At 69.0% G+C, this 13,118-nt stretch carries 14 protein-coding genes; 6 read left to right on the forward strand and 8 right to left on the reverse strand.

What is annotated here, in order from left to right:
• Positions 1-7: 7 nt before the first annotated feature.
• From AC3ERS_RS20575 to AC3ERS_RS20590, 4 genes are all read left to right on the forward strand, one after another.
• Entirely contained in the window at positions 8-658 is a 651-nt protein-coding gene (locus tag AC3ERS_RS20575) for a HemK2/MTQ2 family protein methyltransferase (RefSeq protein ID WP_431969667.1), read from the forward strand.
• Positions 636-845 (forward strand): CDGSH iron-sulfur domain-containing protein, encoded by a 210-nt coding sequence (locus AC3ERS_RS20580; protein ID WP_431969668.1) that lies wholly within the window; start codon positions 636-638, stop codon positions 843-845. The genes AC3ERS_RS20575 and AC3ERS_RS20580 overlap by 23 nt, the downstream gene beginning before the upstream one ends.
• Before the next feature lie 40 nt (positions 846-885).
• The gene (locus tag AC3ERS_RS20585; protein ID WP_431969669.1) at positions 886-2,673 is read left to right on the forward strand and encodes a thiamine pyrophosphate-requiring protein; all 1,788 of its coding nucleotides are present in this window, start codon (positions 886-888) and stop codon (positions 2,671-2,673) included.
• Between the two features lie 174 nt (positions 2,674-2,847).
• A complete protein-coding gene (locus AC3ERS_RS20590) occupies positions 2,848-3,681 on the forward strand; it encodes an RNA polymerase sigma factor SigF (RefSeq protein ID WP_431969670.1) in 834 nt (277 codons plus the stop codon).
• Between the two features lie 6 nt (positions 3,682-3,687).
• On the opposite strand, the gene AC3ERS_RS20595 is transcribed toward AC3ERS_RS20590, so the two are convergent.
• The gene (locus AC3ERS_RS20595) at positions 3,688-4,278 is read right to left on the reverse strand and encodes an LppA family lipoprotein (RefSeq protein WP_431969671.1); all 591 of its coding nucleotides are present in this window, start codon (positions 4,276-4,278) and stop codon (positions 3,688-3,690) included.
• Between the two features lie 342 nt (positions 4,279-4,620).
• On the opposite strand from AC3ERS_RS20595, the gene AC3ERS_RS20600 reads away from it, so the two are divergent.
• Positions 4,621-5,076, forward strand: coding sequence for a hypothetical protein (locus AC3ERS_RS20600; RefSeq protein ID WP_431969672.1), 456 nt, complete (start codon positions 4,621-4,623; stop codon positions 5,074-5,076).
• A 43-nt stretch (positions 5,077-5,119) separates the two neighbouring features.
• Here the strand turns inward: AC3ERS_RS20600 and AC3ERS_RS20605 are convergent, their stop codons facing one another.
• From AC3ERS_RS20605 to AC3ERS_RS20615, 3 genes are all read right to left on the reverse strand, one after another.
• Positions 5,120-6,301, reverse strand: coding sequence for a cation:proton antiporter (locus AC3ERS_RS20605; RefSeq protein ID WP_431969673.1), 1,182 nt, complete (start codon positions 6,299-6,301; stop codon positions 5,120-5,122).
• A 3-nt stretch (positions 6,302-6,304) separates the two neighbouring features.
• On the reverse strand, positions 6,305-6,784 hold the full coding sequence (locus AC3ERS_RS20610) for a cation:proton antiporter regulatory subunit (protein ID WP_431969674.1): 480 nt from the start codon (positions 6,782-6,784) through the stop codon (positions 6,305-6,307).
• Between the two features lie 72 nt (positions 6,785-6,856).
• Entirely contained in the window at positions 6,857-7,519 is a 663-nt protein-coding gene (locus AC3ERS_RS20615) for a TetR/AcrR family transcriptional regulator (RefSeq protein ID WP_431969675.1), read from the reverse strand.
• A gap of 116 nt (positions 7,520-7,635) precedes the next feature.
• On the opposite strand from AC3ERS_RS20615, the gene AC3ERS_RS20620 reads away from it, so the two are divergent.
• Positions 7,636-8,814 (forward strand): esterase/lipase family protein, encoded by a 1,179-nt coding sequence (locus tag AC3ERS_RS20620; protein WP_431969676.1) that lies wholly within the window; start codon positions 7,636-7,638, stop codon positions 8,812-8,814.
• Positions 8,815-8,889: 75 nt separating this feature from the next.
• Here AC3ERS_RS20620 and AC3ERS_RS20625 read toward each other — a convergent pair whose 3' ends face one another.
• From AC3ERS_RS20625 to AC3ERS_RS20640, 4 genes are all read right to left on the reverse strand, one after another.
• Positions 8,890-10,017: a lipase family protein gene (locus AC3ERS_RS20625; RefSeq protein ID WP_431969800.1), complete on the reverse strand. Its 1,128-nt coding sequence runs from the start codon at positions 10,015-10,017 to the stop codon at positions 8,890-8,892.
• 590 nt (positions 10,018-10,607) lie between these two features.
• A complete protein-coding gene (locus tag AC3ERS_RS20630; protein WP_431969677.1) occupies positions 10,608-11,018 on the reverse strand; it encodes a DUF5360 family protein in 411 nt (136 codons plus the stop codon).
• A gap of 197 nt (positions 11,019-11,215) precedes the next feature.
• The gene (locus AC3ERS_RS20635; protein ID WP_431969678.1) at positions 11,216-11,776 is read right to left on the reverse strand and encodes a DUF8020 domain-containing protein; all 561 of its coding nucleotides are present in this window, start codon (positions 11,774-11,776) and stop codon (positions 11,216-11,218) included.
• A 327-nt stretch (positions 11,777-12,103) separates the two neighbouring features.
• Positions 12,104-13,099 (reverse strand): LysR family transcriptional regulator, encoded by a 996-nt coding sequence (locus AC3ERS_RS20640; RefSeq protein ID WP_431969679.1) that lies wholly within the window; start codon positions 13,097-13,099, stop codon positions 12,104-12,106.
• Positions 13,100-13,118 lie beyond the last annotated feature (19 nt).

A 13,118-nucleotide genomic window follows, 5' to 3' on the forward strand; every position in this document is an offset into this window, starting at 1 on the left:
GTACGTGATGTTGATTCGACCGCCCTGGGTGTACCGCCCGCAATCGGACACCTGGCTGCTGGCCAGGGCGCTGAGCGAAGCGGGCGTCCCGCGCGGTGGGCACGTGCTCGACGTGTGCACGGGCAGCGGGGCGCTGGCGATCGCCGCTGTGCGTAGCGGAGCCGCGGCGGTCACCGCCGTGGACATCTCGCGCTCCGCCGCGGTATCCGCGTGGTTGAACTGCCGTGTGCGGGGGATAGGGGCGGAGGTGATCCGGGGCGACTTCGCGTCGGTGCTGGGTGGACGCCGCTTCGATCTCGTGCTGGCCAATCCGCCCTACGTCCCCGCGCCGCAGCGGGAGCGCCGCGGTGCGGCGCGGGCCTGGGATGCGGGCGAGCACGGTCGCAACGCCCTCGACCGGCTGTGCCGGATGATGCCGGGTCTGCTGAATCCGCGCGGCGCGGCGCTGGTCGTGCACTCGATGCTGTCCGATCCGGACAGCACGCTGTGTCAATTGCGGGACGCAGGCTTGAAAGCCGCGATCGTGGCCCGTCACACCGTGCCGTTTGGACCCGTGTTGCGCGGGCGCGCCGATTGGCTCGCCTCGGTCGGGCTCATCGAACCGGGGCAGGACAGGGAAGATCTGGTGGTGATCCGTGCCGACCGCATCCGAAAATGAGCCGAGGCGAGTCACTTTCACCGCCGACGGTCCCGCCCTCGTCGAGGGGCCGGTCGAACTCGTGACTGCCGACGGGAAGACCATCCGCTGTGACCGCTTCCAAGTCGCGATCTGCCTGTGCCGCCGTTCGAAGAACTACCCCCTATGCGATACCAGCCACCGAAAACATCGCCGCGCCACCGCTTAGGAGGCCGGGCAGCCCAGTGACGCACGGACAGGGAGGAACCATGGCCCAACAGGTCGGCGACTACGTCGTGCGGCGACTGCGAGAATGGGGTGTCGAGCAGGTCTTCGGCTATCCAGGTGACGGCATCAACGGCTTGGTCGCCGCTTTCGGGCGGGCCGACGACGATCCCGCCTTCATCCAGGCCAGGCACGAGGAGATGTCGGCGTTCGAGGCCACCGGCTACGCCAAATTCAGCGGCAACGCGGGCGTCTGCACCGCGACCTCGGGGCCGGGCGCGATCCATCTGCTGAACGGCCTCTACGACGCGAAACTCGATCACGTGCCGGTGGTGGCGATCGTCGGGCAGACCGCGCGCAGCGCGATGGGCGGCAGCTACCAGCAGGAAGTGAACCTACAGAACCTGTTTCAGGACGTCGCCGACTACGTGGTCGAGGTGAACGTCGCCAGTCAGTTGCCCAACGCGCTCGATCGCGCATTCCGCGTTGCCATTTCGCGGCGCGCGCCCACGGCGGTGATCATTCCCTCCGATCTACAGGAGGAGGAGTACGAGCCACCCGGGCACGCGTTCAAACAGGTGCCGTCCAGCCCGCCGGGTGCGGTGCCGCCCGCACAGGTGATTCCCGCGCGGGACCAGATCCGCCGCGCCGCGGAGATACTGGACGCCGGTTCGCGCGTCGCAATCCTGATCGGCCAGGGCGCTCGCTCGGCCGCCGAGGAAGTGCTCGAGATTGCCGACCGCACGGGGGCAGGCGTGGCGAAGGCATTGCTGGGCAAGGATGTGCTTCCGGACGATCTTCCCTTCGTCACCGGGCCGATCGGCCTGCTCGGCAGCAAGCCGAGCTACGAGCTGATGCGCGACTGCGACACCCTGCTCATCGTCGGCTCCAACTTCCCGTACTCGCAGTTCCTGCCCGAGTTCGGTCAGGCACGGGCGGTGCAGATCGATATCGACGGCACCATGATCGGGATGCGGTACCCGACCGAGGTCAATCTGGTCGGGGACGCCAAATCCACACTGGCCGAGCTGATTCCGCTGGTTCAGCGCAAGACCGATCGGTCGTGGCGGGAGACGGTGGAGAAGAACGTGGCCCGCTGGTGGGAGACGCTGGAACGGCAGTCCATGCTGGACGCGCGGCCACTGAATCCGATGCGGGTGGTCTGGGAGCTGTCCGAGCGCATTCCCGACAACGCCATCGTCACCGCTGATTCGGGCTCTTCTACCAACTGGTACGCCCGGTGCCTGCGCTTCCGCGGCCAGATGCGCGGTTCGCTCTCCGGCACGCTGGCGACGATGGGGCCGGGTGTCCCGTACGCCATCGGCGCCAAGTTCGCCCATCCGGGCAGACCCGCGATCGCGCTGGTCGGCGACGGCGCCATGCAGATGAACGGGCTCGCCGAACTGCTCACCATCGCTCGTTACCGGCACCGGTGGTCGGATCCGCGGCTGGTGGTCTGCGTATTCCACAACAACGATCTCAATCAGGTGACCTGGGAGCTGCGCGCGATGGGCGGCGCGCCGAAATTCGAGGAATCCCAGTCGCTTCCCGATGTGTCCTACGCGGACGTCGCCCGGGTCATGGGGCTCGCCGCGATCACGGTCGACTCCGCCGACGAGCTCGGACCCGCCTGGGACCGCGCGTTGAGCGCCGACGGCCCGGTGCTGCTCGACGTGAAATGCGATCCCGAGATGCCGCCCATCCCGCCGCACGCAACCTGGGAGCAGTTGAAGGACACCGCCGAAGCCGTGCTGCGCGGCGATCCCGATGCCATGCACCTCATCGCCCAGGGTGTGAAAGCCAAAGCGCAGGAATTCATGAGGAGGAGTTGAGCAGCTACATCTCCGGTGCGCGGCTCGCGGTGACCGGCGGGCGGCCCATCCTCTGATGCCGTGGCGGGAGATCGTCGGCGCAGGTGATCGGCGATTGTGCGCCATCACGTTTCGATAACGGAGAGGCGGGTACCCGATCAGTAGTCGAATTCGGTTGGAAACGAGGTACATCGGATGAAACAGGAATCGACGGTGCGCGCCGCGGACGACGACATCGCCCGGACGGACACCTACGACAACGTCGAGCCGTGGTTCGAGAAGCTGGCGAGCCTGGACGAGAACGACCCGAACCGGCAGCGGGTGCGGGAGGACATCGTGCGGATGTGCCTGCCGCTGGCCGAACACATCGCGCGTCGTTTCGCAGGCCGCGGCGAGGCGTTCGACGACCTGCACCAAATCGCCCGGCTCGGGTTGGTGCAGGCCGTGGACCGCTTCGACGTCTCCCGCGGCAGCTCGTTCCTGTCGTTCGCGGTGCCGACCGTGATGGGGGAGGTGCGGCGGCATTTCCGCGACCGCACCTGGTCGGTGCGGGTTCCGCGGCGGCTCAAGGAGATTCAGCAATCGATCGGGCCCGCGACCGACGTCTTGGCGCAGCGGCTCGGCCGTATGCCCACCGCGCGCGAACTCGGGGCCGAGCTGGACGTGGAGCTGAGCGAGATCACCCAGGCGCTGGTAGCGAGCAACGGCTATCAGTCGAGCTCGCTGGACGCGGCGTACCGCGACGGCGACGACGACGGTTCCGCGCGGGCCGCCGTGGACGTGCTCGGCGCCGAGGAACCCTGCTACCGGCTGCTGGAGGACGCGATGGCGGTGCGTCCGCTCATCGCCGACCTGCCGGAGCGGGAGCGGCAGGTGCTGGTGATGCGGTTCTTCGAGAACAAGACTCAGACGCAGATCGCGGAGCGACTCGGGGTGTCACAGATGCAGATCTCGCGCATTCTCGCCAAGACGCTGAAGACGCTGCGCGAACGGGCGCTCGGCGAGGAGAGCGCGCACCTGGCGGCCTGATCACCCTCACCCGCCTGCCGAGTGGCCGTCGGGCACCCGGCAGCCCACGGTCGCGGCGATCGTCATCGACCGCGCGTCGGCGTAGATCGACAGCTCGGTGTTGCTGTCCCACTTCGCGCCGTCCCAGCCCTCGAAGGTGACGTACCGGTCCGGCGACGAGTCTGCGCCGGGCAGCATGTCCGTCGCGCCGACGGACGCGGCCAGCGCGCGGGCCGTCTCCTGGAACCCGGGCCACGCCCCGTTGGGCAGCGAACCGTCGGCTCGGTAGTGCGGCAGGACGACGCGCCTGCCGCCGGTGTGTTCGTATGGTCCGTAGCAGGGGCCGAGCGCGCGGTCCTCGGTTCGGCTCCAGCGCAGTGCGGGAGCGATCGCCGAGGCGGCCGCCGCGATCTGGTCGACGACGGCCGTGAGCTGCCGCTCGGCCACCTCGGAAGACGGCAAATCGGTCAATTCGGCTGTGGCGGCCGCGATCTCGTCGGCCGAGGGCGGCGGCGCGGGCTCACCGAGCAAGGTCGCGCAGCCACCGGTTGTCAATACCACTACCGCGAGTGCGGCGAGCCGGCGCAAGGCGGCGGTCGGCCGTCGCGGTCCGGTCATTGTCGTCTCCCACGTTCCCCGCGGCCGCACGGATCGTGAGCGCGCTTCTCCGGCAATCCTATTCGCGATCGGCAGTGCGCGAGCAAGATCGCGACGCGCCGTGGGCGCGGGTCCGCCACCCCGTAGCGACCCGTCGTAGATGTCGATTCCCGAGACATCCGCCGATGTTTTGGATAGTTTGACCCTCGTTCAGTGAAGATCTGGCAAACACTATCCCCGGCCCGGTGGCGACGGAGTTTCGCGCGCCGCGCGGCCGACTAGGAAGGGATGGGCGGTGACGGGGAAATCCGAGGCGGGCGAACATATCGGGAGCCCGGCGCAGGGCAGGGAGGGACCGAGAAAGTGGTGACCATCGCGCAGTTGCGGGCCGTCTTGGCGATACTGCACGTCGACCCGGACAACAACCTGGACCCGCCCTTCGACGGGCCGCGGGATGTCACCGCCGAGCGCGCGCTGTTGGTCGGTCTCCTGCAACACGTGGTCGGTGGTGAATCGGGTCAGGTGAACACCGCACACGAGGACGCGGCCGAGCGAATGTGCGCCGACGCCGTCGAATTGCACGACCGCATCGACGCGATGGCCGCCGACGCCACCGCCGAGCCCGCGCCTGCGCTGCTCGCCGCCGCGGTCCGGTCGGCCGACGCCACCGCCGCGCTGCTCGAACTCAGCCGCAGCCCCGTGGGCGGCGAGGCCGAATCCCGTTGGCGGCGTGCGCTGACCGATCTCGGGCAGGCCTATCACCTGCTCAACGACGAGTACGTGGGCCGATCGAACACCCAAACGGCCCCGCTGCGCTGAGGGGCCGGGTGTCGGAGCCGGGTGGTGCGCGGGCGAGCGCCGGTCAGGCGGGACGGGCCGCTCGGCGGTCGCGCCACACCAGGACGGGCTCGACCACGCGCGCCGCGATCGGACCGAGCACGGCCATGAGCAGCACATATGTGGTGGCCAGCGCCGCGAACTCGGTCGGCACCGCGCCCGCGGTGACCGCCAATCCCGCGATGACGATGGAGAACTCGCCGTGCGCGACCAGTGCGGTGCCCGCGCGCGCCCGGCCGTAGCGCGAGCTCCCCGCACGTTTGGCGGCCCACCAGCCGGTGGCGACCTTGGTGGCCGTGGTGACCGCGGCGAGCAGGCAGGCCCAGCCGAGCACCGGCGGGATGGTCGCCGGATCGGTGCTCAGCCCGAACAGCACGAAGAACAGCGCGGCGAACAGATCACGCAGTGGCTCCAGGATCTTGGTGGCGTTGTGCGCCGTCGAATCCGAGATCGCGATGCCGAGCAGGAACGCCCCCACCGCCGCCGAGACCTGAAGCGCGGAGGCGAGTCCGGCGACCAGCAGGGCGGAACCGAGCAGCTTGAGCAGGAAGATCTCGCGATCGTCGCTGTCCACGATCATCGAGACGTATCGTCCGTAGCGCAGCGCGACCACGAGCACCACGGTGACGGCGAGCAGCGCGATCCCCAGCGTGGTGAGACCGGCCACGAATCCGGCGCCCGCCAGCACCGCCGTCAGCACCGGCAGATAGCCCGCCATCACCAGATCCTCGAACACCAGGATGGACAGGATCGTCGGCGTCTCCCGGTTGCCCAGCCTGCCGAGATCGTTGAGCACCTTGGCGACGATGCCCGAGGAGGAGATGTAGGTGACGCCCGCCATCGCGATGGCGCCGGCGAGGCCCCAGCCGAGGAAGAGGGCGACCAGGACGCCGGGGGTGGCGTTGAGCGCGAGGTCCATCACACCGGCGGCCCAGGATCGGCGCATGCCCGTGACGAGCTCGGCGGCGCTGTACTCCAGGCCGAGCAGCAGCAGGAGCAGGACGACGCCGATCTCGCTGGCCAGGTGAATGAACGAATCGACGTGGTCGAGTTCGACGAGACCGCCGGTGCCGAACAGCAGGCCGCCGACCAGATAGAAGGGAATCGGCGACATGCCGATGCGGGCGGCGACGCGCCCGAGCAGACCGAGACCGAAAAAGACCGCGCCCAGCTGAATCAACGCGAGCGCGGTTTCGTGTGCCACCATGCCTCAGCCGTCCGTGAGGATACCGGCGGCGGCGGTTAGGCCGTCCGCGGTGCCGACGACGATCAGGACGTCGAAGGCGTTGAACACGAAATCCGGTCCGGGCGAGGCGATCGCGTGCCCGGCGCGCACGACCGCGACGATGGACGTCTTCGTGCGAGTACGCATCTGGGTGTCGCCGAGTGGCCTGCCGTCGTAAGGGGATCCGCCGCGCACGGTGAGCTGGCGGGTGGTGACACCGTCGAATTCGCGGTGCTCCTCCTGCAATTGCGCCTCCAGTTGCGGCGCGCCGAGCAGGGTGGCGAGCAATGCCGCTTCGCGCTGGGTGAGCGCTATCTGGTCGGTGACGTCGGGGTTGTCGGGCTTGCCGATGATCAGGTCCAAAGTGCCGTCGCGGTGGTCGATCACGCCGACGCGCCGGTTGTTCTTCAAGGGAAAGTCTTTGCGTACACCAATACCCGGCAAGGGTGTTACCTCTACGTTCACGGCTCCACCCTATCCGGACAATTCGGACTCGCTTCGCCGTCGCCGGACGCATACCCCGCGCGCGGTGGCGAATCAGTGGCGATCGGGCTGTGCGGCGCGGACGGCGCGGTAGCGGTCGGTGAGTCCGTCCAGCAGGGCTCGGAGCCCGACCTCGAAGGCATCCTCGTCGATGCGGTGTTGCCGGTCGGCGAGCAGGTGGGCCTCGCTCAGGTGCGGATAGTCGCCGCCGTAGACGGTGGCGTCGGCCGGGAACCCCGCGGCGAACGAGGCGAGCGCGGAGCCGGTGACGAAGTAGCGCATCAGCGCGCCGACGGTGGTCGCCTCGCGGCGCGGCCAGCCGGCCGCGACGAGGCCGCCGAACACCGCGTCGGCGATCCGCAGCGCATTGGGGCGGTGTCCCGGCCCGCCCGCCAGCGCCGGGACGATGTTCGGATGGGCGGCCATGGCGGCGCGGTACGAGTGGGCCCAATCCCACAGCGCCGTACGCCAATCCGGATTCTCCACGCCGAGCGCGGCGAACATGCCGGTGTCGACCTCGCCGAGCACCGCGTCGGCAACCGCATCGATGAGTTCGTCCTTGGTGCCCACGTGGTTGTAGAGCGAGGGGCCTTGTACGCCGAGCTCGGCGGCGATTCGCCTGGTAGACACCGCCGCCATGCCCTCGGCGTCGAGTAGTGCCAGCGCGGTGGCCACGATGCGCGCGCGCGTGAGCAGCGGGTGGCGGGGTCGGGCCACGAGTTTGCCTCCTTGTCCTGTCGCAGCATTGTCGCAGGAGACAAAAACTTGCACTGCTAGTTTATCGCCCTTACGGTGAATCGGAAACTTTCATCGCTAGTTTTGGAGCGTGATTCATGCGGGTTGTCTCTCTGGCCCGAGCCAGGCACAGACCCACCGAACGACTACGCGGCGTGCTCGCGGCGACGATCGTCGCGGGTGTGACGGTGCTCGGCACGACCCACGTCGTCGGTCCCGCGTCGGCCGCGCCCGAGCCCGCCTCGACCGAACAACAGCTCGCGGATCTGGTCGGTGCGGGGCTGCTGCCCGCGCCGGACGGCAGGCAGGTGCAGCCCATCGTGGACACCGGTAGCGGCTCGGGCTCGGCCGGGCGCAGCCAGGCGACCCGGGTGGCAGGCGAGGGGCCCGAGGTGTCGGCCTACCTCGCGGCGTTCGTCAACGGACTGTCCCATCCCGATGCGGCGCCCCCCGGCGCGAATCAGCCGAATTGTCGTCCCAGCGCGGAACATCCGCGTCCGGTGGTGCTGGTGCACGGCACCTGGCTCAACGCCTACGACACTTTCGCGTACTTCTCGCCGCGGCTCGCGCGCGCGGGATACTGCGTCTTCACCTTCAACTTCGGCCGCGTCGGCGTGCTGGAGGGCGGCGGCCTCGGACCGCTCCTGCCCGGCCGCTACGGTGTCGGTCCGATGGAGGATTCGGCCCGTCAGCTGAGCGAGTACGTCGACACCGTGCTGGCCGCCACCGGCGCCGAGCAGGTCGACCTGGTCGCGCACTCGCAGGGCGGCCCGGTCTCCAGCCAGTACCTGAAATTCGAAGGCGGTGCGGGCAAGGTCGGCAAGCTCGTCTCCTTCGGCGGCACCAACCACGGCACCTCGCTGATGGGCATGGCGACCCTGGGGCGGCTCATCACCAACCTGGGCATCAACATCCTCGGCTTCTACCGGCCGCTGATCGGCCAGGCCAACATCCAGCAGGTCGTCGGCTCGGAGTTCTACGCCAGGCTGAACGCGGACGGCGACACCGTGCCCGGCGTCGAGTACACCGCGGTCGGCACCAGGCACGACCAGATCTCGAACCCGTTCGAATGGACGTTCCTGCAGCCCGGTCCGGACGCCCCCGTGCAGAACATCACGCTGCAGGACGGCTGCGAGCAGGACATGTCCGATCACCTGACGCTCATGTACTCGCCACGCGCCGCCGCGATCGCGCTGCGTGCCTTGGACCCGCAGGCGTCCGTCGACGTGCCGTGCACGTTCAACCCGTGGATGATCGGCGGCGGCGGTTCGCTCTGACGCCCGGTGCGACACTCGGAAAAGACGAAAGGGACGCCCGGCCGCAAGGCGGGGCGTCCCTTCGGGTTCGGTCGATCAGCAGCTGGTGGGCACCGGGTCGCCGCGGAAGCGGGACTCGACATAGTCCCACGCGTCGGTGAAACCGGCGACCGCCGCGGTCATGTGCTCGGCGATATCGTAGGGCACCAGTTTCACCGGAGCACCCGCCTTGCAGTACCGGTCGGCGGTCTCGGCCAGCGAGTTGAACGGCGTCAGCGTGTCGTAGCGACCCTGCCACAGGTAGGTCGGCACCGTCGGCACGCCGGGGAACAGGCGAAGGCTGTTCTCGTGCAGCACTTCTCGCGCCTCGGGGCTGTCCATCAGGCTCTTGGACGCGGCCATCTGCTCCGCGCTGCGGAAGGCGCCGTGGAACAACAGGAAGCGGCGGCACGCGTCGTGGGTGAACTCGCGGAACCACAGGCCGTTCTCGTTGAGCTGATCCGAGATCGGCAGCCGCTCCGGGTATTCCCGTTCCAGGCCCATCGCCGCGGCGAAGGCGAGGCCGAAGCCCGGATGTGGCTCGAAGCCGAGGCCGAGCGCCATCTCCTCGAGGTCGGCCGGGACGCCGCCCGCGACGGCTGCGGTCAGCTTCAGATCGGGGGCGTACGTCGGCTGGAGCGCGGCCGCCCACGCGGTGGCCATGCCGCCGCCCGAGTAGCCCGCGATCGCGACCGGCGAACTGCCGAGGCCGAGTTCGGCGACCTTCTGTACCGCCTTCACGCTGTCCAGCGTGATCATCCCGCTGAGCTTGGCGGCGCCGTAGGCGACGGTCGGCCCCAAGTAGTCGGGCATCGAGATGGCCCAGCCGCGGCCGATCGGCAGCATGGCGCCGACCGCGTCCTGCAGTTCACCGTTGAACAGCGAGCGCGAAGGGTTGCACCGGGAGCCGAGCGAATTGATCAGCGCTTGGTAGGAGACCAGCGGTGGGTTGCTCACCCCCGCGGGCAGGAAGACGGTGGTGATGGCCATGATCGGCTTGCCGCCGGAATTGGTGGAGCGGAAGGCAACCTGCCAGCCTTCGGTCCCGCCGTAGAGGGTGGTGTCGATCCTGCGGGTGCGGACGACGTCGCCTGGTTGCAGCGCGGCCAGTTCGGCGGGCGGACTGTAGAACGGATCCGGATCCGGTTCGGGGTACAGGGGGCTGGCTTGCGCCGGCGCGCCCATCACACCTAGGGACAGGATGCTCAAGACGAGGATCAGTATTCGAGTCGCGACTTTGGACACGGTCTTTCTTTCCGGCATCGGGCATCGCCGATGGACGACCGTGGGATGAGGGTCCGCGGCGGCCACCGGTGGGCTGGTTGGCAGTGTGGGAACGACGCGGTGGAACTACTTCGGTCACCGCGTGAACAGTTGTCGATCGGGACGGGTCGCTGGAGACGCACCCACGCCATCGCCGTCGTGGCGAATGGTCGTGGCAGGCTGGCACACCTCCTTCGTCTCCGTAGCTGCCCAGGGCCGCGGGCGGCGGCACCAATTCTCGGCGAACATATCGCAACCAAGATCATAGCGATGATTACGACACACCGAACTTAGTGATTCTCACAACGAATCGGCGCGTCGGCCGTGTCGTGTCACACGGTTGTCGCGGTCGGCGTTTGCTGCTGTTGCCTGCGGGTACGGCCCGAAGAGTGTTGTGCCCGAGGAGAATTCGTACCCAACATAGCTTGGTTGCGCAGCTCGTCGAACCCGCCGTGATCAGTGGTGATCATCGCGACAAGGGGTGTTTACGCGCGCGGAACGAGCGGTAGCGATCATCCAGCATCGCGGAGTTGCTGGCGAGTGGCGGAGGTGACCATGATGACGGTCATGGCGACGGAAGGGAAGAGGAGCAGCCAGGCGTTCGGGATCCACCATGCGGGATCGAATTCGCAGCGCACCGCGTAGAAGTTCAGCGCCATCAGGCCGGCGGCGGCGGTCGCGGTCAGCGAGACCAGCATCATCCGCTCGGCCAGTGGCGGCTGCCTGCGCGCCACAGCGAGACTCGCGAGGCCTATGCCGATGGCGGCGAGATCGAGCCCGAGGAACGACCAGTTCCATTGCCGCAGAAAGGGATCCGTCCCGACACTGACCGCGCCGAGCGCCGTCGCGACCCAGTAGGCCAAGAAGCCGAGATCGGTCCACAGCATGATGCGTTTGGTGCGGGCGAAGCGGGCGTCGGCCATGCGACATGCCTCCTGGGGCGGGCCATCCGAGCGGGCGCGCGCAGGTGGGCGCCCGGTGGCGAGCCTAGCGCAGACGGATACCGGCGCCGCTCTCGAACGTGCTGCGACGCAGGCGGACACGCCCGTCGCACCGCGGGCGTTACCGATCGCCGCGCGCCGTCACCGGAGCGGCATCCGGCGACGGCGGCGGATCTCGATCAGGGAGTGGCGAAGCCGATCAGTGCGCCGATGCCCGCGCCGATCGGGACGGTGACCAAGGCGCCGACGCCGCCGAGGAAGAAGCCGATCACCGCGCCGATGCCCGCGCCGATCAGCGCGCCGACCGCGGCGTTGTGCTGCTTGCGCGCGACGGTCTCGTCGTATTCGACGAGTTGACGCAGGTGCTGGGTGGCGGCCACCGGTGCGCCCGCAGGTGTGAGGGTGAGCGTCCGGCCCGCGTCGGTGATCCGCGGTGTCAGGCCGAAGGTCTGGCCCTGGGCGGTGAAGCCTGTCGGCAGGGTCGCGACGATGCGGCCCGTGGCGTCGGTGAGGCTGACCGTTCGTGCGTCGGCGGCCAGGCTGAACGCGCCGTCGTCGACGGTGGTGACGATGCCGCTGCCGTCCGACGTCGGTCCGGTGGTGTAGCCGATGCCGTGGTCGACGCCGCGCACGGACACCTCGGCGGCGGGGTCGGTGGGCGCGGCGTCTGCCGTGCCCGCGGATATTCCGATGGCCCCGATCGCGAGCAAGGCGGAAGCGGCGAATTGATTGACTCTCATCGTGTTTCCCTACGTGTTTCGTTCGGGCAAGACAGCCGATGCGTCCCCAAGAGGCCGTGATCGGCCGTCTTCATCCTACGTCCGAACGTGCGAAACGGGCCGTTTTGCGAAATCTCCACCGGGAAAACGCATTCCGGGTATCGCGTTCGTCTGCCTCGCGACGTCTGCCATCGCGGCGGGCATGCGATGCGGAGTTCGACAATGTAGGCGGCGTTGTTGTCCGCGAACGCCTTTCAGCTATGCACAGGCGCACCGGCGGCGCCGCCCGAATATCGGCATCGAAATACCTTGGGAAATCGGCGTGATCGGTCGGAACGGAAACCGCCTTCAGGGCTCCGGATTCGAGACGGGGTCGGTGCGCTGCGCCGGGTGGACGGTGTAGACGACCGACCACGGCCCGGCCGGAGTTTCGGGGGCGGGCGCGGGGAGCGGCGCGGCTCCTTCGGTCAGAACCGCGGCGGCCACCTGGGCAAAGCGTGGCGCCGCCGGGTGCGGCGAGGTGTCCGGCCATACGGCGCCGACGCGCAAACGCAGCGGTCGTCCGGCGAGGGGACGCCAGGCCACCCGTGGCTCGCGCCTGGCCGGCTCCTCCCGAGTGAGGGCGACGCCGTTGCCCGAAAGGACCAGCCCGAGCAGGAATTCGGGATTCCGGGCATGCCGGACCCGATCGGGAACGAATCCGTGCGCGCGGCACACCTCGAGCAATTCGTCGTGCCTGCCCGGCGCGGTGGCGCGGGGGAAGAGGATCAGCTCGTGTCCGGCGAGGTCGGCGAGGCCCACCTCGCGCAGGCGCGCCAGCGGAGACGTGCGGGGCAGCGCCACACCGAGTGGCAGTTCCGCGCTGGGTCCGTGCTGTAGATCGGGCGCGTCGACCGGATGTTCCACCAGCCCGACGTCGAGCTCCGCGGTAGCGAGCAGGCGGAGCTGTTCGGCGGTGGTGAGTTCGTGCAGATCCACGGTGAGCCCGGCGGATTGCTCGGCCAGTTCGCGCAGCAGTCGGTGCAGCACCGCGGCGGGCGTGTCCGGCGGGACGCCCGCTCGCAGCGTCCCGAGGCTGCCGTCGCCCGCCTTGCGGGCCACCGTGCGCAACCGCTGCTCGGCCGCCAGCACGGCCCGCGCCTCCGCGATGAGCAGCTGACCCGCCGTCGTGAGCTGCACGGTTCGCCGCGAGCGGTCGAACAGCGCGACGCCGAGCTCGCGTTCGAGCCGCTGAATGGACTGGCTCAACGGCGGCTGGGCCATGCCGAGCGCCTCGGCCGCCCTGCCGAAATGCCTCTCCTCGGCCACCGCCAGAAAATGACGCAGGTGCCGGGCGAGATCCATCGCTCGACGATATGCGATC

This window comes from Nocardia sp. bgisy134, assembly GCF_057708325.1.